This is a genomic window from Phocaeicola plebeius, from assembly GCF_003437535.1.
GTDB lineage: Bacteria > Bacteroidota > Bacteroidia > Bacteroidales > Bacteroidaceae > Phocaeicola > Phocaeicola plebeius_A.
On sequence record NZ_QSQT01000009.1, the window covers coordinates 99,388 to 126,024 of the forward strand.

The 26,637-nt window shown below is 41.6% G+C and carries 18 protein-coding genes; 14 read left to right on the top strand and 4 right to left on the bottom strand.

The features are described 5' to 3' along the window. Nucleotides 1–4: 4 nt before the first annotated feature. Entirely contained in the window at nucleotides 5–1,915 is a 1,911-nt protein-coding gene (gene mutA, locus DXD04_RS06205) for a methylmalonyl-CoA mutase small subunit (RefSeq protein ID WP_117671800.1), read from the bottom strand. A gap of 290 nt (nucleotides 1,916–2,205) precedes the next feature. Here mutA and DXD04_RS06215 point away from each other — a divergent pair, with 290 nt between their 5' ends. After that, nucleotides 2,206–3,885 carry a putative transporter gene (locus DXD04_RS06215; RefSeq protein ID WP_117671804.1) on the top strand — a complete coding sequence of 560 codons (1,680 nt, stop codon included), beginning with the start codon at nucleotides 2,206–2,208 and terminating at the stop codon, nucleotides 3,883–3,885. A gap of 283 nt (nucleotides 3,886–4,168) precedes the next feature. Here DXD04_RS06215 and DXD04_RS06220 read toward each other — a convergent pair whose 3' ends face one another. Beyond that, nucleotides 4,169–5,797 carry a M64 family metallopeptidase gene (locus tag DXD04_RS06220; protein ID WP_117671806.1) on the bottom strand — a complete coding sequence of 543 codons (1,629 nt, stop codon included), beginning with the start codon at nucleotides 5,795–5,797 and terminating at the stop codon, nucleotides 4,169–4,171. 251 nt (nucleotides 5,798–6,048) lie between these two features. Between DXD04_RS06220 and DXD04_RS06225 the strand changes: the two genes are divergently transcribed. From DXD04_RS06225 to DXD04_RS06250, 6 genes are all read left to right on the top strand, one after another. Further along, complete coding sequence (locus DXD04_RS06225; protein ID WP_117671808.1) at nucleotides 6,049–6,708, top strand: DUF2490 domain-containing protein; 660 nt, start codon at nucleotides 6,049–6,051, stop codon at nucleotides 6,706–6,708. Between the two features lie 13 nt (nucleotides 6,709–6,721). After that, complete coding sequence (locus DXD04_RS06230) at nucleotides 6,722–7,225, top strand: nitroreductase family protein (protein WP_117671810.1); 504 nt, start codon at nucleotides 6,722–6,724, stop codon at nucleotides 7,223–7,225. Nucleotides 7,226–7,369: 144 nt separating this feature from the next. Further along, nucleotides 7,370–7,627, top strand: coding sequence for an OadG family protein (locus tag DXD04_RS06235; RefSeq protein ID WP_007561999.1), 258 nt, complete (start codon nucleotides 7,370–7,372; stop codon nucleotides 7,625–7,627). Nucleotides 7,628–7,656: 29 nt separating this feature from the next. After that, nucleotides 7,657–9,516: a biotin/lipoyl-containing protein gene (locus DXD04_RS06240; protein ID WP_022054185.1), complete on the top strand. Its 1,860-nt coding sequence runs from the start codon at nucleotides 7,657–7,659 to the stop codon at nucleotides 9,514–9,516. Continuing rightward, on the top strand, nucleotides 9,516–10,751 hold the full coding sequence (locus tag DXD04_RS06245; RefSeq protein WP_117671812.1) for a sodium ion-translocating decarboxylase subunit beta: 1,236 nt from the start codon (nucleotides 9,516–9,518) through the stop codon (nucleotides 10,749–10,751). The genes DXD04_RS06240 and DXD04_RS06245 overlap by 1 nt, the downstream gene beginning before the upstream one ends. Before the next feature lie 147 nt (nucleotides 10,752–10,898). Continuing rightward, entirely contained in the window at nucleotides 10,899–12,563 is a 1,665-nt protein-coding gene (locus DXD04_RS06250; RefSeq protein WP_181977158.1) for a M64 family metallopeptidase, read from the top strand. Here the strand turns inward: DXD04_RS06250 and recQ are convergent. Continuing rightward, nucleotides 12,560–14,383, bottom strand: coding sequence for a DNA helicase RecQ (recQ, locus tag DXD04_RS06255; RefSeq protein WP_117671816.1), 1,824 nt, complete (start codon nucleotides 14,381–14,383; stop codon nucleotides 12,560–12,562). The two genes, DXD04_RS06250 and recQ, sit on opposite strands and share 4 nt — an antisense overlap. A 186-nt stretch (nucleotides 14,384–14,569) precedes the next feature. Here recQ and DXD04_RS06260 point away from each other — a divergent pair, with 186 nt between their 5' ends. The 7 genes from DXD04_RS06260 (at nucleotide 14,570) to DXD04_RS06290 (ending at nucleotide 26,090) form a co-directional block, all read left to right on the top strand. Continuing rightward, complete coding sequence (locus DXD04_RS06260) at nucleotides 14,570–16,537, top strand: dipeptidyl-peptidase 3 family protein (protein WP_117671817.1); 1,968 nt, start codon at nucleotides 14,570–14,572, stop codon at nucleotides 16,535–16,537. Between the two features lie 2 nt (nucleotides 16,538–16,539). Next, nucleotides 16,540–17,208, top strand: coding sequence for a DNA alkylation repair protein (locus DXD04_RS06265; protein ID WP_117671819.1), 669 nt, complete (start codon nucleotides 16,540–16,542; stop codon nucleotides 17,206–17,208). Nucleotides 17,209–17,261: 53 nt separating this feature from the next. Continuing rightward, nucleotides 17,262–17,720: a Fur family transcriptional regulator gene (locus DXD04_RS06270; RefSeq protein WP_117671821.1), complete on the top strand. Its 459-nt coding sequence runs from the start codon at nucleotides 17,262–17,264 to the stop codon at nucleotides 17,718–17,720. A gap of 29 nt (nucleotides 17,721–17,749) precedes the next feature. Further along, complete coding sequence (locus tag DXD04_RS06275; protein ID WP_022054192.1) at nucleotides 17,750–19,018, top strand: adenylosuccinate synthase; 1,269 nt, start codon at nucleotides 17,750–17,752, stop codon at nucleotides 19,016–19,018. A gap of 419 nt (nucleotides 19,019–19,437) precedes the next feature. After that, the gene (locus tag DXD04_RS06280) at nucleotides 19,438–22,554 is read left to right on the top strand and encodes a SusC/RagA family TonB-linked outer membrane protein (protein WP_259299525.1); all 3,117 of its coding nucleotides are present in this window, start codon (nucleotides 19,438–19,440) and stop codon (nucleotides 22,552–22,554) included. Nucleotides 22,555–22,578: 24 nt separating this feature from the next. Next, on the top strand, nucleotides 22,579–24,093 hold the full coding sequence (locus tag DXD04_RS06285) for a RagB/SusD family nutrient uptake outer membrane protein (RefSeq protein ID WP_117671825.1): 1,515 nt from the start codon (nucleotides 22,579–22,581) through the stop codon (nucleotides 24,091–24,093). A 32-nt stretch (nucleotides 24,094–24,125) separates the two neighbouring features. Beyond that, nucleotides 24,126–26,090, top strand: a complete 1,965-nt coding sequence (locus DXD04_RS06290; protein ID WP_117671827.1) for an alpha/beta hydrolase family protein — start codon at nucleotides 24,126–24,128, stop codon at nucleotides 26,088–26,090. Between the two features lie 63 nt (nucleotides 26,091–26,153). Here the strand turns inward: DXD04_RS06290 and DXD04_RS16865 are convergent, their stop codons facing one another. After that, entirely contained in the window at nucleotides 26,154–26,285 is a 132-nt protein-coding gene (locus tag DXD04_RS16865) for a hypothetical protein (RefSeq protein ID WP_259299526.1), read from the bottom strand. Nucleotides 26,286–26,637 lie beyond the last annotated feature (352 nt).

The window sequence follows — 26,637 nt, forward strand, 5'->3', positions numbered from 1 at the left end:
CAATTCAGGATAAGAGTTTGCTGTTGTATTCGCGTAAGGTTTCCAGTACGTTGCAACGCACATGAATGAAGTTTTCAATGCCGGCAGCTTTCAGTTCTTCCATGCAGGCCGGAGCACCGGCTACGATAAACATAGCGCGTCCGTTGAGTGCCTTGAAGGCCGGGATAGCATATTCTGCATATTCATCATCGCTGGAGCAGATGACCACGATGTCTGCCTGTGCTTTCATGGCAGCTTCAATTCCTTCTTCTACGCTGGCAAATCCTAAGTTGTCAATTACCTGGTAGCCTGCACAAGCCAGGAAGTTGCATGAGAACTGTGCACGAGCCTGACGCATGGCCAGGTTACCGATGGTCAGCATGAAAGCTTTCGGACGTTTGCCTGAATTTTCAGTCTCCAGACGGAGAGCTTCGAATTCGCTGGCTGCACGTGCGGTTTCCAGTTTGGCCAGAGTGCCTTCTTCTTCGTGTGCTTCTCCACCGCAACCGCATTTCTTGCATCCATCCAGCGGACGTTTGTCTCCTGCCAGTTCATTGAAATTCGGATACTGGTTAGTTCCCAACAGGATTTCTTTACGTTTGGAAACCGCTTCATGACGGGCTTTGTTGCTTTGGTTTACAGCTTCCTGAATGCTTCCAGCCTTGACAGCCTGCAACATACCTCCTGCTTCTTCTACAGAAAGGAAGAGGTCCCAAGCCTGTTTGGCAATGGCTACAGTCAGATTTTCAATATAATAAGAACCTGCAGCCGGATCAACGATACGGTTCAGGTGTGATTCTTCTTTCAACAGCAACTGCTGGTTGCGGGCAATTCTTTCAGAGAAATCGTCCGGTGTCTGATAAGCTTTGTCGAATGGAGATACCGTGATGGAGTTGACTCCGGCAATGGCAGCACTCATGGCCTCAGTTTGCGTACGGAGTAAATTCACGTGTGCATCGAACAAAGTAAGGTTGAAATTAGATGTCTCTGCATGGGCTACCATCTTGCAGGCACAGTAACAAGTGCCGTCGGCTCCTGTATTCTTGCAGTCCGTGCGCGGACATTTCGGTGCGTATTGTTTTACGATGTCAGCCCACAGCATACGTGCGGCACGGAATTTGGCAATTTCCATGAAATAGTTGGAACTGATACCAAAGTTAAATTTGATTTTCTTGGCAGCCAGTGCGGCAGGAACGCCTGCTTCTACCAACTGGTTGAGGTATTCATTTCCCCATGCCAGTGCGTATCCTAATTCCTGATAAATGTAGGCTCCGGCGTTGTTCAACTGTACAGAGTTCACGGCAATGCAACGGAAATGCGGGTATGCAGCCAGTGTTTCCACCAGTTCCTTCCCTGTGGCAATGACAGCGCTTACGTCTTTTCCTTTTTGCATCATTTTGCTGATAGGGTCGAAATTGAGCGAGCCTTTCAGCTTTTCAGGTGCATATCCTTTTTTCTGGAAATAGGCTACCAGCAGTTGTGCCAGTTGCAGCGTGTGACGCTGGCAGGTAGAGAAGTTCAGTTCCACACATTCGCAGCAGATGTCTTTCAGCAAAGTATCGAGGTATTCTGCATTGAGTTCTTTGGCTTTGATATGGAATCCGAGTGAGTCTACACCTTTATTTAATATATCAAGGGCTTTGGCGTTGGCTTCAGCCGCATCGTTTACGTTAATGTCCTGACGGATAAACCAGGTGTTATCGTCTTTTTTGATGCCTCTGATGTAGGGATATTGTCCGGGAAGTCCCTCTGTGGTTTTCAATCCTTCCAAATCTTCCTGACGGTAGAATGGTTTCACTTTGAAACCTTCGTTGGTTCTCCATACTAACTTCTTCTCAAAATCGGCTCCTTTCAAATCTACCGTAATCTTGTCCATCCATTCTTGTGTGGACACGGGCGAAAAATCTGAAAAGAGTTTTTCTTTACTATCTGCCATAGTGAATTAGTGTTTTTGGGTTGATATTCAGATTTAAAATTATCACACAGGTTGTAGCCTGCATGGGCAAATATACAAATTTTCCGCTTGTTTATTCCACATTACCCCTTTTTTATAGCTATAGAAAGCTAAAAACATTAAACGTGTGCAAGGGGGCTGAGGGCTTTTGGACAGGAAAAGAGTGTATGGAATACATCAGAAAGAAGGTTGGGATGAAAAAAGAAAGAAAAGTTTGCCCTATTATTTTTAATTGGTTACATTTGCCTCCTGAATAAACTAATTTAATATCTATGAACTGGCTACAAGATTTATTGACGAATCCCAACTCGATAGCGCATATAGTGGCATTGTATGCCTTTGTAATTGCGGCGGGGGTACTGTTGGGAAAAATTAAATTCTTCGGCATATCGCTGGGAGTTACATTCGTCTTGTTCGTGGGAATCTTGGCTGGACACTTCGGTTTTACTGGAAATCCTGCCATCCTTTCTTTCGTGCAAGACTTCGGACTGATTCTTTTTGTCTTCTGTATCGGACTTCAGGTCGGTCCTTCATTCTTTTCTTCTTTTAAACGGGGAGGTATTACATTAAACCTGCTGGCAGTGGGAATTGTATTCCTGAACATTGCCGTAGCATTGATTCTGTACTTTGCTTTGCAGGGTAGAGTAGACATTCCGATGATGGTAGGTATCCTGTGTGGAGCGGTTACCAATACTCCGGGGCTTGGTGCGGCAAATGAAGCTTTGCAGCAGTTGCACTATCAGGGTCCTGAAATTGCCATGGGATATGCCTGTGCTTATCCGTTGGGTGTGATGGGTATCATTCTTTCCATGATTATTATCCGTTATATCTGCCGGGTAGATGTGCAGCGTGATAGTGACGAGATTCAGAAAGAAGAAGAAGCCAATCCTCACATGAAGCCTTATACTATCTCACTGAAGGTGCAGAATGAGGCGCTGAGCGGTAAGACCTTGTCACAGGTGCAGAACTTCCTGGCACGTGACTTTGTATGTACGCGTATTATTCAGGACGGCCACATGATTACGCCGAATGCCAATACGGTGCTTCGTCTGGGTGACCGTATGTTCCTGGTTTGTGCGGAAGATGACTCAGAAGCTATCATGGCCTTCATCGGTCCGAAAATCGAACAAGACTGGGATGCCACTAACCAGCAGGACAAACCGATGGTGTCTCGCCGTATTTTGGTGACACAGCCGAATATCAACGGAAAAACGCTGGGAGAACTTCATTTCAGCAGTATGTATGGAGTTAACGTGACACGTGTCAATCGTTCGGGTATGGACTTGTTTGCAGCCCGTCAGCTTCGCTTGCAGGTGGGCGACCGTGTGATGGTAGTTGGTCCACAGGATGCCATCGAACGTGTGGCTAACTTGCTGGGTAACCAGTTGCGTCGTCTGGATCATCCGAACATCGTAACTATTTTTGTCGGTATTCTTTGCGGTATCCTTTTCGGAAGTTTGCCTATTGCCATTCCGGGTATGCCGACTCCGGTAAAACTGGGTTTGGCTGGTGGTCCGCTGATTATCTCTATTTTGATTGGACGTTTCGGACATAAAGTGAAACTGGTAACCTACACCACAATGAGTGCCAATCTGATGCTTCGTGAAGTGGGACTGGTGCTCTTCTTGGCGAGTGTGGGAATCAAAGCCGGCGAGAACTTTGTGCAGATGGTAGTCGAAGGTGATGGCGTATTGTATGTGGGACTCGGTTTCCTGATTACTTTCATACCGTTGGTAATTACCGGTATTGTTGCTCGCTGGCATCATCGGGTGAACTATTTCACGTTGATGGGTTTGATTGCCGGTAGTAATACTGACCCTCCTGCCTTGGCATACGCCAATCAGATTGCAGGAAATGATGCGCCGGCTGTAGGTTACTCAACCGTTTATCCGTTGACCATGTTTTTGCGTATCCTGACGGCTCAGCTGCTTGTCTTGCTGATGGCTGGATAAAAATAAAAACGAAAAATAAAAAAGCAACGCCCTGTATCTGTCACAGACTCAGGGCGTTTTTGTTTGAAGTAAATTACTTCTGATATTATTTATAACAGGTCTTTCTTAAATATCCTTATGTGATTATTGTTTTGCCGAAGTAATTTTTATGTCTCTCTGTCGGGAAACGTAGGTTTCCTTTACGCGAAACGTAGGTTTTCCGATAGAGAAACGTACGTCTCAGCCAGCGGAAACGTAGATATATTCGGTCAATTCATTTATTATCCTCTTGGCTTTTGAGGCTTTATTTATTAATGGATTTGTGGACGAAGTGCGGACGTGTAAACGGGCGGCTAATGGTATTCGAAGTCCGGGTAAGGGTTTGTACCTGTGAAACATTCTGGCTATCAAAGTCCGCAAACTCTTCGTAGGTGGTTTCCCGGTTTTCTCCTCTTCTCATCACCATGTCGTAGATGGCTTTTCGTGACGGTGCATTAAATCCACATGTATTGGTATTCATCATACTGTCTTCCGTAGGACGATACACACCGCGCATGTAGGTACAGCCTCCTTCATAAATGCCGATGCCTTCTGAACTATAGCGACTGTCTTTCAGAAAAGATGACCATAAGATGGTATTTTCATCCTGAGTGAAATCCACATTTTGTGCCCATCCATAGCTTTGCAGCACTTTTACGTCGTTTATTTCATCCGAAGGCATCTTTCCGTTTTCTTCGTAGCTGTATTCATCTTCTAACTTGGCGAATCCATGTCCCACTGCCTCATGTACCAATACTTGCCTGAAGCTATCGTTTTCAAGGTTGTAGATAATCGGGCAATAGGCTATGGCTAATTCGGTTACCTGGTTCTCGCTGTAGTAGCCAAAGTAGGTCGTTCCGGCATACGAGGGAGAATTTAGTACGACTACAGCCAGTGTTTCGGACACATCAATCCCTTCTACACATTGTATATAGTCTATTACATTTTCATCGTTTCCGGTTATCAAGGTACTCATTCCTCCTTCCATTTGGCATCCAAAAGCAGTGTTATAACCATCGAATCTGTTACTGCGGGAGACTGCCGTTACGGAATATACGTTGAAATAGCTTTGCAGCGATTTCAGCGGTTCTTCTGTAAACAGGTTTTCCATGGCTTTGTTCATAACCTCATCGTATGTCCCGTTTACAATGTCAGTGTCCAGAAATCCATCTCCCATCAGTACGATAGGGAGTCCGCTTCCCTGTGTGGCACGCTGAAGTACACGTACTGTCTTGTCGGCAGAATAATCAGTAGACGTGCTTGTGCTGGTGCCTTCTTGTAAAATAGTGACACTATTAAGTACTTCCTCTTCTTCGCCGTTTGTTTTACAAAAACAAAGATAGGCCGTTCTTTCCTTTTCATCTTCGTTCGGCAGAACGGTCAGGTTGACTACATAGGCCTGATCTGTGCGACTGTTGGCAGGTTGTGTTAGCCAGCTGGCCGTGCCATAAATAGCTAGTTCGTCAGTGCTGAGATTGGTGGTGAACTTGACTTGTAGTGAGCCTCCTTGAACTTCTGTATAATACGTTGTTTGTTCCAGTTCCACATATTCTGCAGGCGATTGTGTAACGGTAAACGATTGGGTGAGGCCGGCAGAAACTAAATTTACCGTAGCCGTACGTGAGTTTTTGCTATTATTCTTACTGGAAGCCGTCAGAGCCATCTGATAAGTGCCGGCTTCTCCTGAAGTAGGAGAAATCAGCAGCCATTCGCTGGAAGTGCTTGCTTTCCATTCCCGTGTACTGGTAAACCTGATTACAGTTTGGGAACTGGCTGCAGAGGCTAAAGTAATTGAACTAGTCTCTTCTTGCAGTGAGAAACTTGGTTCTATTTCTTTCTGACTGCATCCTGAAATTAATAGGATGAGAATGAATAATAATATGTTTTGTTTCATGGCGATGAGTTGATGAATCTGTGCAAAACTATTGAGAAGTCTATTGATTCGAAAATAAAATCTATGAATAGGCGAAAAAAACTACGAATGGGAGGTGTAAAGTGTTAAACTATTCCTTTTTAGGATGCTTGATGATATCTAGAGCTGGGGAATAGATTCAAATGTGAAATGAAGAAGAGGTATTCTTTGAATTTGCAAATTCAGGATTTTCTTGATACCTTGCACAGTCAATTTAGTTGGAATAGGTACTTATGAATCAAAAACAAAATAGATGGGGAACATTACTACTTGTGTTGGGAATGTGTTTGGTGTCATTCTCTGCTTATGCCGTGCCAGAAGGTGAATTTGCCACCTGGACGGGAGTACGGGTAGACTGGCAATTTAATCCGAAGGTGAAATTTAGAGGTACATTTCAGGCCCGTACCCAAAACGGTTTGAAGGAGATGGAACGGGAACGGTTGAATGTGGGGTTGAATTATCGTGTATTACCGTTATTGCAGCTGAAAGGATATTACGAGTTACAATACCGTGACCGCGGGGCTGCCGGATGGAAAATTGGACATCGCTATCAGGCCGGTTTTATCGTTTCAGGAACCAAACGAAATATAAAGTTGGGCTGGCGGGAACTTCTGCAACATACATTTATTGGTGGAACAAATGAAGCGCAGCTGCGTTCACGCTTGAGGATAGCTTATGAATCGGGAAACTGGGTGGTATATCCTTATTTCTCGGTGGAAGCATTTCAGCCGGTGGGTGACAAGGCTTTCTTCTCCTTGCCACGCGTCCGTTATCGTCCGGGAGTGCGATGGCCTTTTTCCCGTAAAACGGCATTGGATGTATATTATTGCCGCCAATATGACGTAAAGCGCTGCCTGAATATTTTGGGACTTAATTTAGAGATAAAACTATAATATTGAAAATAATATGAATTTCTTGGATTTAGTAAACATGCGTCATTCCGTACGGAATTATGAAACGCGTGCGGTGGAAAAAGAAAAATTGGATTATGTGCTGGAATGTGTACGCTTGTCTCCTTCGGCCGTGAATTTTCAGCCTTGGAAATTTGCCGTAGTCACTGATGAGGCCCGCTTGTCACAACTGAAAAAAGCGTATCCCAGAAACTGGATGGAAAATGTGCCCTGCATTATCGTGGCTTGTGCTAATCATGAGGAATCCTGGCATCGCAAGTCGGACGGAAAAGACCATGCAGATGTTGATGTGGCTATAGCCGTAGAGCATCTTTGCCTGGCTGCAACGGAGCAGGGATTAGGCACTTGCTGGGTATGCAACTTTGATGTACCGCTTTGTAGGGAAGTGCTTTGTCTGCCTGATTCCATGGAGCCGGTAGTGATGATTCCTGTGGGTTATGCAAAAGAACAAGAAGTGCCAACTAAGAAACGCAAATCGCTTGATGAAATATTATTTTGATAGTAATAAGGCGATAACCTAAATAAAATATCAAATATTTAACGAGTTTTAGTAGTAGTTCTTTATGGAATTTCCTACTTTTGGGACGCTCTCTGAATCCTTTTTCAGGGAGCGCCTTTTATGTATATTCTAATTAATTGAGAAATGGAAAACATTGAATTAGGATTATTGCTGATGGTGGTCGGAATGGTCACAGTCTTTGTAATTCTGCTCATTGTTATCTGGTTAAGCCAGCTTCTGATTTCCATTGTAAATAAAGTTGCTCCAGAAGAGGCTCCTAAAAAGAAGGTGGCTGCTACGGGCGCATCTACCGATGCCGGTGCAATGGATGCCATTAAGGCGGCTGTGGATATATTGACAGCCGGAAAAGGTCAGGTAATAAAAGTAGAAAAACTGCAGTAATCTGTTAGAAAAACACGCATGTATTAGTCATGGAACAGAAAGAAGTCAAATTTAGTTTGGTTTTTCGTGATATGTGGCAGAGTGCCGGGAAATACGTACCACGAGTAGACCAGTTGGTGAAGGTAGCCCCAGCCATTATCGAAATGGGGTGTTTTGCCCGTGTAGAAACAAACGGGGGAGGTTTTGAACAAGTTAACCTGTTGTTTGGTGAAAATCCGAACAAGGCTGTCCGCGAGTGGACGAAGCCTTTTCATGAAGCAGGAATTCAGACACACATGCTCGACCGTGCGCTGAACGGTTTGCGAATGAGTCCGGTACCGGCCGACGTACGTAAATTATTCTATAAAGTAAAGAAGGCTCAGGGTACAGATATTACCCGTACATTCTGCGGATTGAACGATGTGCGAAATATTATTCCTTCCATCGGTTATGCACATGATGCCGGCATGATTTCTCAGTGCTGTCTCTGCATCACTTATTCTCCGATTCATACCGTGGAATATTATTTGGATATGGCCAAGAAACTGATTGATGCAGGATGCGATGAAATCTGTATCAAGGATATGGCAGGTATTGGTCGTCCGGTATTCTTAGGTAAGCTGGTGGCAGGTATCAAGAAAATCAAGGATATTACGATTCAGTATCACTCTCATGCAGGTCCGGGCTTCAACATGGCTTCTATTCTGGAAGTGTGCAAGGCCGGATGTGATTATGTGGATGTAGGTATGGACCCGTTGTCATGGGGTACCGGACATGCAGACGTAATCAGTGTGCAGGCCATGCTGAAAGATGCCGGATTCAAGGTGCCTGAAATCAATATGCAGGCCTATATGAAGGTGCGTTCTCTGATTCAGGAATTTATGGATGATTTCCTGGGATTGTATATCAGTCCGAAGAACCGTCTGATGAATTCTTTGCTGATTGGACCGGGACTTCCGGGTGGTATGATGGGTAGCTTGATGGCCGATTTGGATACCAACCTGGAATCTATCAATAAGTATAAGGCAAAACGTAACTTGCCGTTCATGACTCAGGATGAACTGCTGATTAAACTGTTTGATGAGGTAGCATACGTATGGCCGCGTGTGGGTTATCCGTGCCTGGTAACTCCGTTCAGCCAGTATGTGAAGAACCTGGCCATGATGAATGTCATCCAGCTTGAAAAAGGCAAGGAACGCTGGGGTATGATTGCCGACGATATTTGGGACATGATTTTAGGAAAAGCCGGACAATTGCCTGGCAAACTGGCTCCTGAAATTGTGGAAAAAGCTGAACGTGAAGGCCGTAAGTTCTTCACAGGCAACCCACAGGACAACTATCCTGATCAGCTGGAAAAATACCGTCAGATGATGTGGGAAAAGAAATGGGAAACTGGACAGGATGATGAAGAACTCTTTGAATATGCCATGCACCCAGCTCAGTATGAAGCCTATAAGAGCGGAAAGGCAAAAGCTGACTTCCTGGAAGATGTGAAGAAACGTCGTGAAGCTAAGGAAGAGGTACACATGGCCAATGACCAGACTAAAGTCTTGACAGTAGACGTAAACGGTCAGGCTTATCGTGTAACAGTAGCCTTTGGCGATGTCAATCCGTCTAAACTTTCTGCACAGAATCAGCCTGCTGCAGCTGCTCCGGCTGCCCAAGCTCCGGCTGGTGAAGGAAAAGAAGTGCTTTCTCCGCTGGAAGGTAAATTCTTCCTGACGAAGAGTGCGCAGGAAACTCCGGTGAAAGTGGGTGACAAGGTGAACAAGGGAGATGTAATTTGCTATGTAGAGGCCATGAAGACTTACAATGCCATCCGTGCTGAGTTTAGTGGAACCATCACTGCTATCTGTGCAAATTCCGGTGACTCCGTATCAGAAGATGATGTATTAATGAAGATTTTGTAATGGAAGAGATATTAGAAAGATTATATGATATGACCGCTTTCAGCAACATTGCTGCTGACCCGCGGTTTCTCATCATGTATGCCATTGCTTTCGTCTTGCTCTATCTGGGTATCAAGAAGCAGTACGAACCGTTGCTGCTGGTACCCATCGCTTTCGGGGTGTTGCTGGCCAACTTCCCGGGCGGTGATATGGGAGTAGTGCAGGCCGATGAAAACGGAATGGTCATGATGAACGGTGTGATGAAGAACATCTGGGAAATGCCGCTTCATGAAATTGCACATGAACTGGGATTGATGAACTTCATTTACTATATGTTGATTAAGACGGGATTCCTTCCGCCGATTATATTCATGGGAGTAGGTGCACTGACCGATTTTGGTCCGATGCTTCGTAATCTTCGTCTTTCTATTTTCGGTGCGGCTGCTCAGTTGGGTATCTTTGCCGTATTGCTGGTATCTATTTTGATGGGCTTTACTCCCAAGGAAGCTGCTTCTTTGGGTATCATCGGAGGTGCTGACGGTCCGACAGCCATCTTTACAACCATTAAGCTGGCTCCGCATTTGTTAGGTCCGATTGCCATTGCAGCCTATTCTTATATGGCCTTGGTACCGGTTATCGTGCCGTTGGTAGTACGTTTGTGGTGTACAAAGAAAGAATTGTCCATCAACATGAAGGAACAGGAAAAGAAATATCCTTCAAAAACGGAAATCAAGAATCTGCGCGTTCTGAAAATTATTTTCCCGATTGCATGTACTACCATCGTGGCCTTGTTCGTGCCGAGTGCAGTGCCTTTGATCGGTATGCTGATGTTCGGTAATTTGGTGAAGGAAATTGGTAGCAATACTTCTCGCTTGTTCGATGCAGCATCTAACAGCATTATGAATGCGGCTACTATTTTCCTGGGTATTTCAGTAGGAGCTACAATGACTACCGATGCATTCCTGAACTGGACGACTATCGGTATCGTGATTGGCGGTTTCTTGGCTTTTGCACTTTCAATCTCAGGTGGTATTTTCTTCGTGAAGATATTCAATTTGTTTACGAAGAAGAAAATTAATCCGTTGATTGGAGCAACCGGTCTTAGTGCTGTGCCGATGGCCAGCCGTGTAGCCAATGAAATTGCGTTGAAATATGACCCGAAGAACCACGTGTTGCAATATTGTATGGCAAGTAATATTTCGGGTGTAATCGGATCAGCAGTTGCTGCCGGTGTACTTATTTCATTCCTTGGATAAGTAACGGACGCTTGCTTTCTTCAGACAGGATTACAAAGAGAACACTGTCAGTATGCAGGATAGAATTCTCTTTGTAATCCTGTTTTTGTTTCTATGAACTTCTTCCGGTAAACAATTATGAACTTTTGAATGCTCTCATCGTGCTGTATGAAAACGACATTATTCAATCTGTGTTTGGCTTTTCTGATGTTATTGACTTCTTGTCACAAAGAAATGGAATCTGTTGCATTTGAGAATGTGACGGAAAGTGTGACTTTACAATCAGTTGTCGGGGATGAGGCATTCATTTCATTTACCAGTTTGGGTACATGGAATGTCACCACCGATGCAACATGGTTAAGCCTATCTCCTTTGTCGGGTGATGCTGGTGAGAGCCAAGTGAAAGTGACTGCCGTTTTTGAAAACAATTCAAATCAAGTGCGGGAGGCAAAGGTAAAACTGACATCTGGCGATGAGGCTTGTGAAATTTCAGTTTTTCAGGAGGTGGGAGATTATGTGCTTCCGGAGAAAGAGGAATACCTCATAGGAGTGGAAGGAGGAGTGTTTACTATTTATTTTGAAACAAATGTAGATGTAGAAAAACTAAAAGTGTATACTTCCTCCGAGCCTGGAAGTTGGTTGAGACAGGAAACGACTTCCCGTTCTGCAGCCTCAGAAACGCATGAAGTATCATTGCATGCAACTTCGAATAAAGGCGGAATGTCGCGTTCGGCTTATTTACTCTTTGTAAAGGAAGAAGATGGGTCGCAAAAAGAGTTGGCGACGGTGAAAATATCTCAGCAGGGGGGCCAGGTGCTGGAGTCGGTTGATTTCTCGGAAGATGGTAAGATTGATACATTGCAACAGCATGTAAAAGGAGAGGGGATTCCCATCGTATTGATGGGAGATGGCTTTGTAGACCAGGAGTTGGCCGATGGAACCTACCGGCGTGTAATGGAAAAGGCTATGGAAAACCTGTTTACTGAAGAACCTGTGAAGTCTTTGCGAGAATATTTTGATGTATTTATGATTAATGCCGTTTCCGAAAATAATGATTTTGGTATGGGGTATAAAACGGCATTCAGTTGTAAGCTGGCAGGTGGAAACAGTACGACAATTATAGGAGATGATACATCTGTACAAATTTATGTGGGTAAAGTACTGGATAAAGAAAAGAAAAAAGAAAACAGTCTGGCTGTAGTGATACTGAACACGTCAGCATACGCAGGAACTACTTATTGGGGGTATCAGGGTAAGAATAATAAATTGGTGGAATTTGCTATAGCTTATTGTCCGGTGATTGATAACCTTGATAGCGAACATTTTCGTCAGGTGTTAGTACATGAGGCGATTGGACATGGCTTAGGTAAGCTGGAAGACGAGTATGTATATTCGGACAAAGGAAGCATTTCTACATTGGAAATACAGCGGATACGTACAATGCAGGCTAACGGATGGTTACAGAATGTAGATTTTACCGCATCGAAAGATACCGTACTATGGGCTTCCTTTTTGACAGATTCTCGTTACCAGAACGAACATTTAGGGGTGTATGAAGGAGCTTGCACTTATCCGAAAGGGGCTTATCGTCCTTCAGAAGATAGTATGATGAACTCGAATACCTGTGCTTTTAATGCACCTTCCCGTAAGTCGCTTTATGAAAAGGTGATGAAAATAGGCATGGATACAGAGCAGGTACTGTATGAGGACTTTGTGACATTTGACAAAGCGCATCTTCCGGAAATGTTGCCTGTAGCAAGTTATACACGTGCTGCATTTTCCGGGCAGTCGTTTGCCCGTCCGGTATGGACCGGAAGCCGTTTGTCTCATTAGTTTCTACCTAGGTATTCGTTGATGACAGCCAGGAAATCCTTCCCGTATTTTTCTTTCTTGAATTCGCCGATTCCACTGATTTCACCAAATGCCTCCATATCACCGGGCTTTTTCAGGGCAAGCAAGTGCAAGGTTTTATCGGACAGCACAATATAGGCAGGGATAGCCAGCTGATCGGCCAGCTTTTTGCGTAGTTGGCGAAGTGCTTCAAACAAGCCCTCATCTTCATTTTCAAATACGGTCGGAGTGAATAAGGGGGCAGGAGAGGCTGTTTTGCTTTCTTTGGCAGAGCCTTTCTTTCCGTAACTTTCTTCTCTTTTAATGACTATCAGCTGTGCACGTTCCTTGCCGAATAAAACTTTTTTTCCGGCTTCCGTAATTTTCAGGTGATTATTTTCGTTGTAGGCTATCTCAAAATAACCTAAGTTTAGCATCTGGAGCAAGTAGTCCTGCCAGTCTTTTCCGGGAACATCTCTTCCGGCACCGTATGTCTTGAGTTTGTCGTACCCTTTTTCAATCACCTCCTGGCTGGCATATCCTTTCAGAATATCAATCAGGGTGCGGGTACCGATTTGTTCGTTGGCGCGGGCGATGGCACTTAAGGCCTTTTGTACGATGATGGTACCATCGAAGCGTTCAGGAGGATTTTTACATACGTCACAGTTTCCGCAGTCATGATTCATGGTTTCTCCGAAATAATTCAAAAGAATTCTTCGGCGGCAAATGTCCGATTCTGCATATTGCTGCATGCGGTTTAGCTTTTCCAGGTTGATTCCCTGCTGATTACTTTCAGCGGCAAATTTCGACAGCAGGACAATATCGCCAAAAGAGTAAAAAAGTAACGTTTCACTGGGAAGTCCGTCACGGCCGGCACGTCCGATTTCCTGGTAAAAGTTCTCAATACTTTTGGGCAGGTTGTAATGGATTACCCACCTGACATTAGACTTATCAATTCCCATACCGAATGCAATGGTTGCGCAGATAATCTGTACCCGGTCATTGATGAAATCATCCTGCGTCATTTCCCGTTGCTCATTTGACATACCGGCATGGTAAACACCTACATCGAACCCTTCATTTTCCAATAGCTGGGCTACTTTCTCCGTACCGTTGCGGCTCATACAGTAGATGATGCCGCTTTCATTACGGTGTCTGCGCAGGAATTTGACAATGGCCCTGATTTTTTCCTTTTGCTGATACCCTCTTTTCACTTCCAGACTCAGGTTTGGACGGTCGAAAGAAGAAATGAATACTTCCGGGTTGCGCATGTCCAATTGCCGTATGATGTCTTCACGGGTTATTTTATCGGCAGTGGCAGTCAAAGCTACTACAGGTACATTGGGAAAATGTTGCCGTATGGCTTTCAGCTGTGTATATTCAGGACGAAAGTCGTGTCCCCAATGAGAAATACAGTGAGCCTCGTCAATGGCAAATAGAGAAATGTGGATGTCGCGTAACAGGTAGTTTATTTCCGACATCAGTCTTTCGGGAGATATATAAAGAAGTTTTACTCTTCCTTGCACACATTCAAAATGGAGCTGGGCGTTGGTAGCATCATCGTTCGTGCTATTTAAAGCGCGGGCTACGATACCATTGGCCTGTAGAGACTCCACCTGGTCTTTCATGAGAGAAATCAATGGAGAAACCACAACGGTCGTCCCTTCCATCAGCAGAGCTGGTAGCTGATAACACATGGATTTTCCTCCTCCGGTCGGCATGAGCACCAATGCGTCTTTCTTTTGAAGAATTGCAGAAATGATTTTTTCTTGAAGCGGACGGAAAGAAGTGTACCCAAAATAAGATTTGAGTGTTTTCAGCATTTGTTCTCTCATGTTTTTTAATTTTGCTCACAAAGATATATAAAAAAATAAAGAGTTACCGTTTTATCGTGTTTTTGTGCGGATGTAAAGGTTTTTGATAAAGTTTTCGGAACTATTGTTGTGAAATCGAAAAACTTCTACGATTTTTGTATAATTATGTTGTAATAACGCCTAAAATGAGCTGAAATGAGTATGTCAGAAAATTTTAATTATATAGTAGAACAGTTTGCCGATTTGCAGCTGTTGCGTTATCGTGTGGCAGGTTTTGAAAACTTGTCTTTGTGGCAGAAAGAATTGATTTATTACCTCTCAGAGGCCGCTTTGGAAGGAAGAGATATTCTTTTTGACCAGAACGGAAAGTATAATCTACAGATTCGAAAACTGCTGGAGGCGGTTTATGTGTCTTATTCGGGCGACCGTAATAATCCGGAATTTCAGGGACTGGAGGTTTATCTGAAACGCGTTTGGTTCTCCAGTGGCATATATCACCATTATGCGTGTGATAAGTTTGTGCCAGCTTTCTCACCGGAATTTTTGCGTGAGTGCATAGAGCAGGTAGATGTCGCTTCTCTTCCTCTGAAGGATGGTGAGTCAGTTCAGGCGATGTGTGACAAATTGTTCCCTGTCATGTTTGACCCTAAAGTGATGCCCAAGCGGGTAAATCAGGCCGATGGGGAAGATTTGGTTATGACATCTGCTGCCAATTATTATGAAGGAGTAACTCAGGATGAGGCTGAGAAGTTTTATGCCATGCAAAAAGTAGCAGCTGATCCTCACCCGGTAATGTATGGAATGAATAGCCGATTGGTAAAGAAAGATGGAGTTCTGCAAGAAGAAGTCTGGAAATTGGACGGCATGTATGGAGAGGCAATTCAAAAAATTATTTTCTGGTTGGAAAAAGCGGAAACAGTGGCTGAAAATGAGGCACAGCGTGAAGTCATCCGTCTGTTGATAGACTTCTATCGTACGGGCGATTTGAAGACATTTGATACTTACTCTATTGCCTGGTTAAAGGATACAGACTCAAAAGTAGATTTTGTTAATGGCTTTATTGAAAGCTATGGTGATCCGTTAGGCATGAAGGCAAGTTGGGAATCAATTGTAAACTTTAAGGATGAAGAAGCTACTCACCGTACGGAAATTATTAGCCAGCATGCACAATGGTTTGAAGACCACTCTCCGGTGTCTCCTTCCTTCAAGAAAGAGGTGGTGCGAGGAGTTTCTGCTAAAGTGATTACAGCGGCTATGCTGGGTGGTGATTTATATCCAAGTTCGGCGATAGGAATTAATTTGCCTAATTCAAACTGGATTCGTAGTCTGCATGGGTCAAAATCGGTGACTATCGGAAATCTGACAGACGCTTATAACAAGGCGGCTAAAGGCAATGGCTTCCGTGAAGAATTTGTGTACAGTCAGGAAGAAAAAGACTTGCTGGAAAAATATGCCGACATTACAGGTGACCTCCATACAGACTTGCATGAATGTGTAGGACATGGCTCAGGAAAATTACTTCCCGGAGTTGATCCGGATGCGTTGAAAGCGTATGGCTCTACGATTGAAGAAGCACGTGCAGATTTGTTTGGCTTGTATTATTTGCCTGATGAAAAACTGGTGGAACTGGGATTGACTCCCGATAAAGAAGCATACAAGGCTGAATATTATGCTTACATGATGAACGGACTTCTTACGCAGATGGTACGCATCGAACCGGGCTGTGATTTGGAAGAAGCTCACATGCGTAACCGTCAGTTGATTGCTCGCTGGGCTTTGGAGAACGGTAAATCAAAGAATGTGGTAGAACTGGTGAAGAAAGAAGGGAAGACTTATGTGAAAATCAACGACTATCTCCAGCTTCGTAGACTTTTTGCCGCATTGTTGAGTGAGATTCAGCGTATAAAGAGTGAGGGAGATTATGAAGCTGCCCGTGCTCTTGTAGAAAAATATGCCGTGAAACTGGATGCAACGCTTCATGAGGAAATCCTGAACCGTTACCGTTCACTGCATCTCGCACCTTATAAAGGATTTGTCAATCCGGTATATTTACCTCAATATGATGCCGAGGGGCGTATTATGGATGTAAAACTTGATTATACAGAAGGCTATACCGAACAGATGCTTCGTTATGGTCGTGATTATTCTAATTTGACTATTTGATTATGGCAGAAATACAAGATACAATCAGGGAAATAAAGTCGAAATTCCGCTTGTTTATGAATGGAATGGTTTCCCAAAGTATGCGTGAAAAAGGTATTGACTATAAACTGAACTTTGGTATTGAATATCCCCGCATTAAAGAAATTGCGGCAGATTATCCGTGTAGTCATGAGCTGGCACAGGCTCTATGGAAAGAAAACATCCGCGAATGTAAGATTATGGCCGGATTGCTCCAGCCCGTAGATGGATTCTGTCGGGAAATCGCAGAAATATGGATAGAAGACATGCGCTATCCGGAACTGGCGGAATATACGGTTATGAATCTGTTCCAGCGCTTGCCATACGCTTCAGAAGTGGTCTTTCCATGGATAGCCGATGAACGGGAATATTTCCAGCTGTGCGGGTATCTGTTGATGACTCGTTTGTTGATGAAGGGATGGACACTGAATGAAAGAGCAGAAGCGGAGTTCTTGGATCAGGCCTTTACCGTATTGGAAGGAGGAACAGAAATGCGTAAAGTAGCAGCCAGAGCAGTGTGTAAATTCGCCTTGCAATCAAAGACAAATTCTCGTACCGTACTTCGTATGTTAGGGAATTTGTTGAAATCTTCTAAGCCGGAAATCAAAATGGTGGCAGAAGAAATAAAAAATGAGATAGAATATGGCTTGTAATCTTTCTAAATTACTCAAAAAAATATAACTTTGACCGCTGAACGATTATTGGGATGGAAGAGAATATAAAAGATACAGTCAAACAAATCCTTACAGAGTATTTGCAGAAGAACGGACATCGAAAGACGCCTGAACGGTATGCTATACTTGATACTATCTATTCCATCAAGGGGCATTTTGATGTAGACGAGTTGTACAGCTATATGGCGGAGAAGGAAAAGTTCCGGGTGAGCCGGGCTACTTTGTACAATACCATCATTCTCCTTATAGATGCAGGGCTGGTCATCAAACATCAGTTTGGCAATACTTCCCAGTATGAACGATCATATAATAATGAAACCCACCATCACATGATTTGTACCTGTTGCGGAAAGGTGTCGGAATTTGAGGACGACAACCTGAAGCAGGCTATTGCGCAGACAAAGTTGAAGGGATTTTATGTTTCGCATTATTCCCTTTATATCTATGGACTGTGCAGTAAGTGTATGGCGGCCAAGCGGAAAAAGAAATAGTATAAGGAATATATAAAACATAAAGAATCATGAAAGTAGATGTTTTGTTAGGTTTACAGTGGGGCGACGAAGGAAAAGGTAAAGTCGTCGATGTATTGACTCCCCGTTACGATGTGGTTGCTCGTTTTCAAGGAGGCCCGAATGCCGGACATACTCTTGAGTTTGAAGGTCAGAAATATGTGCTCCGTTCTATTCCTTCTGGAATCTTCCAGGGCGATAAGGTGAACATCATTGGTAATGGAGTGGTACTTGATCCTTCTTTGTTCAAGGCAGAAGCTGAAGCGTTGGAAGCAAGCGGACATCCGTTGAAAGAACGTTTGCACATCTCTAAGAAAGCTCATCTGATTCTTCCTACGCATCGTATTCTGGATGCAGCATACGAAGCAGCCAAGGGAGATTCAAAAGTAGGAACTACCGGAAAAGGTATTGGTCCGACTTATACCGATAAGGTGAGCCGTAATGGATTGCGCGTAGGTGATATTCTGCATAACTTTGAGGAAAAATATGCTGCTGCCAAAGCTCGTCATGAAGCTATTCTGAAGAGCCTTAATTATGAATATGACATTACTGAACTGGAAAAGCAATGGATGGAAGGTATCGAATACCTCCGTCAGTTCCCTCTGGTAGACAGTGAGCATGAAATCAATCGTCTGCTGAACGAAGGCAAGTCAGTACTTTGCGAAGGTGCTCAGGGAACTATGCTTGATGTAGATTTCGGTTCATATCCTTTTGTGACTTCATCTAACACCATTTGTGCAGGTGCCTGCACCGGATTGGGATTAGGTCCTAACAAGATTGGTGAAGTGTATGGTATTATGAAAGCATATTGTACACGCGTAGGTTCAGGTCCGTTCCCTACAGAACTTTTTGATGAAACAGGTAAGACAATTCGTGATTTAGGTCATGAGTATGGAGCTGTAACAGGACGTGAACGCCGTTGTGGCTGGGTTGACTTGGTTGCTTTGCGTTATGCAATTATGGTCAATGGTGTAACTCAGCTGATTTTGATGAAGAGCGACGTGCTGGATGGATTTGATACCATCAAGGCTTGTGTAGCATACAAAGTAAACGGAGAAGAAATCGACTATTTCCCGTATGATATTACAGAAGGAGTAGAACCTGTATATGCTGAGCTTCCAGGTTGGAAAACAGATATGACGAAGATGACAAGCGAAGATGAATTCCCGGAAGAATTCAATGCATATATCACATTCCTGGAAGAACAATTGGGTACTCCGATAAAGATTGTGTCTGTAGGTCCTGACCGTGCACAGACAATCGAACGTTATATCGACTAATTTTTTTGTTGACATATTTTTTGAAAGCCGTCCCTTTGGGGCGGCTTTTTTTATTTTCATTCTGTTAAATTCTGATTTGACAAACCTTCCGTATTATCCTTATTGAGTTAATCATTCTGTCTGTTCTTTTTGTATGTTTATTTCTGAATTATTTAAATTAATCGATGCGTTTTTCTTTCGGTTTATCTTTTATTCCTGATTGAATATTTCATATTTCTTTAATTTTATGAATTAAAAATGAATTGATATTCGATTTTGTTATATCTTTTTGCTTTTTGATTCTACTTTTCAGTAATATTTTGTTGTTTATTTGAAGGAATATATATCTTTGCGATGTTGTTAATAGGTTTTAATATGTATTTATGAAGTATTATCAACTGAATGAGATTTATTTTTATGTTTAATCAAAGGAGGGATTTATGAAAAGAAAACTAACATTGATGCTGGCCCTGCTGTTTGTATGGACGGGTGTAGCATGGTCGCAAGGAGTAACTGTAAAAGGTGTAGTAACTTCCGAAGAAGATGGATTGCCCATTGTCGGGGCTTCAGTATTGGTAAAGGGTACTACCCAGGGAACCATTACGGATGTGGATGGTAACTTTATGATTTCAGGGGTGAAAGCTGACAGTAAGACCTTGATTGTTTCATTTGTGGGAATGAAAAGCAAGGAAGTAGCGATAAAAAAAGGTGAACTTAAGATTGTAATGAAATCAGATGCAGAAGTTTTGGATGAGGTAATGGTTGTTGCATACGGAACAGTAAAAAAATCAGCTTTTACCGGTTCTGCTACAGTTGTGGATCAGGATAAAATAAAATCTCCTGCTGTATCTTTCGATAAATCTTTGGCTGGACAGGTTTCTGGTGTGCAGGTTATGTCGAATTCTGGGCAGCCTGGATCTGGAACTTCATTTCGTATTCGTGGATCTGGTTCATTGAAAGCTTCAAACGAGCCTCTTTATGTGATAGATGGGGTTGCTACAACTTCTACTGAATACAGTTCTATTGCGGAAGAAAATGAATCTAGCTCGAATATTTTGTCTTCTATTAATCCTAATGATATTGAATCGATTACGGTCTTGAAAGATGCAGCAGCTGCAGCTTTGTATGGATCGCGTGCGGCTAATGGCGTAGTTGTAATTACTACAAAAAGTGGAAAAGAAGGAAAAGCTCGTGTTAATTTTAATGCACAGTTCTCATGGTCTAAATTGGGCAAGGCGTATGATATGATGAGTTCTGCTGATATGTATAAAATGATTTATCAGGGGTATCGTGCTAAAGGTGAAACTATGGAGGAAGCTAATGCGAGTGCGCAAGGTGCATTAACGCATAACCCTTATAATGTAGAAAATCCATTAGATGAAAATGGAAATGTAGTTGATGGTGCTAAATTGGTTGTGGATACAGATTGGCAGAAAGAAGTGTTCCGTACAGCTCCCTCACAAGATTATAATATGAATGTAAGTGGAAAGAATGATAAAACAAATTACTTCTTTTCAATAGGATATACAAAACAAGGCGGTATAACTCCGGCGAGTGACTTTAAACGTTATTCAGCTAAAGCTAATATTAATACCAAAGTTAATAGATGGTTTAATGCTGGTTTAAATGTTACTTTCTCACATTCTATTCAAAATACGACGGTAGAGAGCTCTGCAGGTGCAAGTCCTTTGTACAATGCTTTATCTTTCCCTAATGCGGTACCGGTATATATTGTAGATAATGAAGGTAATCCAGTTCTTGATGAAAATGGTAATAAACAATATAATTTTACCAATCCCGTTTCGCGTGATTTTAATCCTTTAGCAATACCTTTAATGGATGTCAATCGGAGTAAATTTTATCGTTTGCTGGCATCTGGTTATGCTGAGATAACTTTCTTTAAAGGGCTCTCCTTTAAAACTGTTTTCTCTCCGGATTATGTGTCAACAGATGAACACCGTTATTGGAATAAAGAACATGGGAATGGTCCAACCTATAATGGACGTTTGGATAAATATCATCATGTAGATTTGATGTATACATCTACTAATACATTTAATTATACAAATGTGTTTAAAGATGTTCATAGTTTAAATGTAATGGCAGGTATGGAGTATTGGCAAAGTACCTATGAAACATTATATGCTGGTGGTAGAGGTTTGCTTGGAGATATGCAGGAGTTGGCAGGAGCTTCAGGTTCTTTCTCTCCTTCTTCTGATACAACTAAAGAAACGTTGATTTCATATTTTGGACGTGCTGAGTATGCATATAAGGATAAGTATAACTTTTCTGCAAGTCTTCGTGCTGATGGTTCTTCTATTTTTGGGGCTGATACTAAATGGGGAACATTCTGGAGTTTAGGAGCGTCTTGGCGAATTAACCAAGAAGATTTTTTAAAAGATATTGAGTGGATTGATAATCTGAAACTCCGATTGAGTTATGGTACTTCAGGTAATAAAAGTGGATTGGCTCGCTATGCTTCTTTAGGCTTATGGACGACTTCGGCTGATTATTTATATGGTTCCAATATCGGAGTTGGACATGAACAGTTGGTAAATGCTTTATTGGGCTGGGAAAAGCAAGGAATGTTTAATGTGGGGGTTGATTTTAGTTTCTGGAATCGTTTTTATGGGTCTGTAGACTTCTTCAATAAAACGTCAGATGGTTTGTTGTATGATGTCCCATTGGCTTTGCAAAATGGATTAAGTTCAATTACAATGAATGCTGCAAAGACTTCCAATACAGGATTTGAGATTGTTTTGGGAGCTAATATATTAAGAGGGCCATTGGTTTGGAATATGGACTTGAATGCTTCATTCATTAAAGATAAAATTAAAGATTTGAATGGTGAAAATGATGTTCGTATGACAGATTATCAGAAAATATGGTCAGTTGGAGGTAGTCAATATGAGTTTTATATGCCTACTTGGGCAGGAGTAGACCCCGATAATGGGAATCCTCTTTGGTATAAGGTTAATGACGATGGAACACGTACCACTACCTCTGTTTATAGTGAAGCAACTTATGAGAGACAAGGACGATCAACTCCGTTGGCTTATGGTGGTTTTATAAATACTTTTTCTTATAAGAACTTTGATTTGACGATTCAATTGAATTATTCTTTGGGTGGTAAAATTTATGATAATATTTATGCTGGTATGATGCACGACGGAGCAACAACTGCTCAAAATATGCATGTGGATGCATTGGAAGCGTGGACAACCCCAGGGCAACAGACAAATGTTCCTAAATATGCGATTAATAACGCTACAAATTCAGCAAGTCTGTCTTCTCGTTTCCTCTATGATGCGACAAATGTTAAGCTGAAAACAATTACTTTATCATATACTTTACCTAAGAATCTGGGAGTCTTTTCAAAAGTTATTTCAGGGGCAAAACTTTGGGTATCTGCTGATAATTTGTGTACATGGTTCGCTGATAAAGGATATAAGGGATATGATGACATCGATATATATGGTGTGCAAGGGTATAAAACTTATCCGTATTCATTCCCTACTCCACGAACATTCTCTATTGGTGCGAACTTGACTTTTTAAAATTTAATCTAAACAGATATTGATATGAAGGCTAAATATTTATATGTTCTATTATTTTTATTTTCATTTTCATCTTGTTCGGATGATTTGCTTTACCAAGAACCATCCACTTCTTTAACAGATGAAAGTGTATTGGAAAGTGCAGAAAATGTTAAGGCTGTTTTGATGGGTGCATATTCTTGGACTGGACATTTTCATTATTTGACTATTGGGCAAATTTCACTTGATGTAATGGGAAATGATTTGAAAATTTCAAATGGTAATTACCATTACTCTACCTATAACTGGCTGATGTATTCGTATGCTTATCAGCAGTATCCTCGTGAGTTTGATGGATGGTGGAGCGCTTATTCTCCTTACATGTGGGAAAAGGCTTATAAGGCGATAGATGAATGTAATCAGATTATTGTTAATGCAGACAAGCTTCCTGAAGGTTGTGACGACCTGTTGGCACAAGCTTATGGAATTAGAGGGTGGAATTTCCTGAACTTGTATCATTTATATTGTGCTTCATATACTTCTGCAGGTCCTTCAGGGCAAGGCTTGTTTTTGCGTTTGACTCCAGCTGATGCAAGCGGAGATAATGCTCCAAGGTCTGATTTGGCTACATCTATGAAGCGTATTATTGATGATTTTACTTATGTATATAAAAATTCTACGGGAACAGATAGTTATTTTATAAATAAGCGTGCTGCAGCTTTGCTGTTGGCCAGAACTTATTTGGATATGGGAGAGTATGATAATGCAAGAATGTATGCAGAAGCTGTAGGTAGTCCGTTTGATGGTTCTGATTTAATGACCAAAGAAGAATATCAATCCGGTTTTAACACTATCAACTCGGAGTGGTTATGGGGATTTAATTTTACTTCGGAAACAACCAATATCTATGCTTCTATACCTTCTTTTTATCAGGTAGCAACAGCTAAAGATAAAGATTCAGGTTACGGAACACCTAGTTATGGTACTCAAGTTGACTATGATTATTTATTGAAAAACGGTGTAGATTATTTAGTAGGTTATGGAACTGTAAGAGTTGCCAAATCATTTGTAGATATATTTGAGAATAATGATTGTAGAAAATTGTTCCCATTTTATTTGGATAGCAAAGATGGTTATATCACTTCTAAATTTACCTCTAAGGTGTCATTGGGTATAGCTGACTATCCAATGTGTCGTTTAGCTGAGGCGTATTTAATAGAAGCAGAGTGTTTGTTGAAAGGCAGTCAACCAGATGTCGTAAAAGGTTTGCAGATATTAAACGCATTGCGTGTGAAGAGAGGGGAATCACAACTTACTTCTGCTCAGTTTACATCTGATGAAATATGGAAAGAACGTCGGCGTGAATTATATGGTGAAGGATTTGCTTTGTCTGATATTAAACGTTTGCAGAAACCTTTGGAGAGGGTTGGAGAAGAACATTGGAGTGATGTGATTACTCTGCCGGCAAATAGCCCAAGAATGATGTTCCCGATTCCTGCTGATGAACTGGATTATAATAAGAGTGCCACATCAGATGATCAAAATGAATATTGGAGATAATTATGATTGGTTTTTTAAGGAAGTAGAAGTATATGAAAAATATAGCGGTAATAGTTTGTCTAGTATTAGGCTTGTGGGGGTGTGGAACGAAACAAGCCGATAATAGCTTAGTGCTTAATTTTGAAGGCCGTTCTATAGATATTGCGCCTTATTTTAAAGATTTTCCTTATTCTATATTTACAATTAGTAAGGATGGAAGTAAATTGTTGTTTTTCAAAACGGGAGAAAAACAGACTCTTCAGTGGATGGACATAGCTAAGGGAGCAGATTTGTGTGAGGCTAAAGATGTGGTAGATGTAGATTTTGCTACAAGAAATGGATGGCATGCCCAATATAACTCAAATGATGGTATGGTTTATTGGATTGGCGATGAACATAATGAAGAAATCATAAATATTTATCGTACTGTGCCTGGGTCTAATCAGGTAGAGAAGCTAACAGATGTTCCCTATATATATGCGTGGGATTTTAATCCTGATGGAACTAAAATTGCTTATGTTTCCAGAATGGGACAAAATGAAAATCGGTTGGATGAATTGCATATTTTGGATTTGAAAACTTTGCAGGATAGTCTGTTGAGGACTGATGAAGTTGATTTTCGATATACTTGGGGAGATATTAGTTGGCAGCCTGAAGGTAAGGGGGTTATGTTGCTGGCTTTAAAAGACATGGATCGTACTTATACTAATGTCTTGTACATAGATTTGGCGACAAAGGCATCAAAAGTGTTGACTGATCCATCTAAAGAAGGAAGTCTTTCTGGTACGATGGTGTTGCCTGAATGGGTTTCATCAGATAAAGCTTTGTTTATTTCTGATCAGGATGGGTATAATAACTTATATTCATTTACTTTATCAACTGGAGAAGTAAAACAGCTTACTCATTATACCATGAATTTGGATAATGTCTGTTTACTTTCGTTGAAAGATAAAAAGATGGTTTTTGCTCTTCAAAGCAATCCCGTGCATACTAATATGATTTTGTTTGATCCGCAATCGGAAAAGGTTGTCTATACTCAAGAGTCATCATTGAATTTACAACTTGGAGGTGTTACGGGGAATACGGTTACCATGTTGGCGGGTGGAACTACTACTCTGTTCCAAGTTGTAAAAGCTGTTGTGGATCCTTCTCAAATAAAAATGGAAACAGTAATGGATATTCCAGATGACTTGAAAGAAAAGTTAGTGCATTCTACAGTTGAAAGATTAGAAATACCAACTTTTGATGTGGACTCTTTAACAGGTAAGCAGCGTATTTTGCATGCTTATCTTTTCAAACCCAAAAATCCGTTGCCAGAAAATAAAAGTTTATTGATGGTCGAATCTTTTTATGGAGGTGAGAACCGGTATTCTTCCGAGTATCAGATACTTAATCAGGCTGGTATTTATGTGTTGAGCGCTTCTCCTCGTGGAAGTGCTGGCTTTGGTCGTGATTTTGCAGCTATGAATGACCATGATTTGGGAGGTAATGAAACATTGGATATGATTTACGTTTCTCGTTATGTGGCAGACAAACTAAATATTCCATCTCAAAGAGTTGGAGTATTTGGCATGAGTCATGGAGGATATGAAACAATGCGTCTGATGACTTTCCCTGGTGAGGTAAATGGATATAAGGCTAAGTTCCCATTTGGATTTGGAATAGAAACAGCAGGTTTTTGTGATATTATTTGGCAGCATCATCATTCTAACATTCCAGACTGGACTGCTCTTGAGGCCGGTGATCCAGTGAAGGATTCTTTAAAATTGGTAGATCGATCTCCAATAACACATGCTGATAAAATAACAGGTCCATTATTATTGATTCACGGTGATCATGATAATAGAGTCGATATTGGTGGTTCTCAGTTTATGGCTGATAAATTAAAAGAGTTGGGTAAGACTTATCGCTTTGTTAAGTTCCCAGGTTTGGGCCATGGAATTAAAGGTGTGGAAAACAATAGAAAATATTATTCTGAGTGCTTTGACTTTATCGAATCAGAAGTATTGAATAAATAATATATGTCTCTCTTTTAATTTGCATTTTGAAGGGGTTTCTCAGTGATGAGGGGCCTCTTTTTTTTATTTTATGAATTCTGTTAACTGCTTTGAATATTTTGCCTTGGTGGTTAATGTATGTTGTAAAGCATTCTTTTTTAGCCTTGTATTTTGCCATTCCGGATAAAATAAATATTTTTGTACTGTGTTTTTCATAGTATTAGATTTAAGGTTAACAAAGGTTGGAGTTCAGCGGAACTCCTTTTTTTATGCCCTTTTCCGTTTAATATTTCATTTTGTTTTTGTTCGTAAAAAAAATGCTCTTGCGTTCCATCCAAAACGCACTTGCGTTTTATATCAAATGTACTTGCGTTTTTTTGAAGGCTGAATATGTGCCGGGAAATCCCTTCATTTCCGTTAGAACAATTCCTTTTTCCTTACGTTTCCTTACGCGCGCATACGTACGCGCCCGCACGAATTATATAATGTAGGAGATTTCACACGGATTTCTACATAGCAATAAAAATTATGCTTTATAGCATAAAGTAAATCAGCAAGTTAGCTAAAA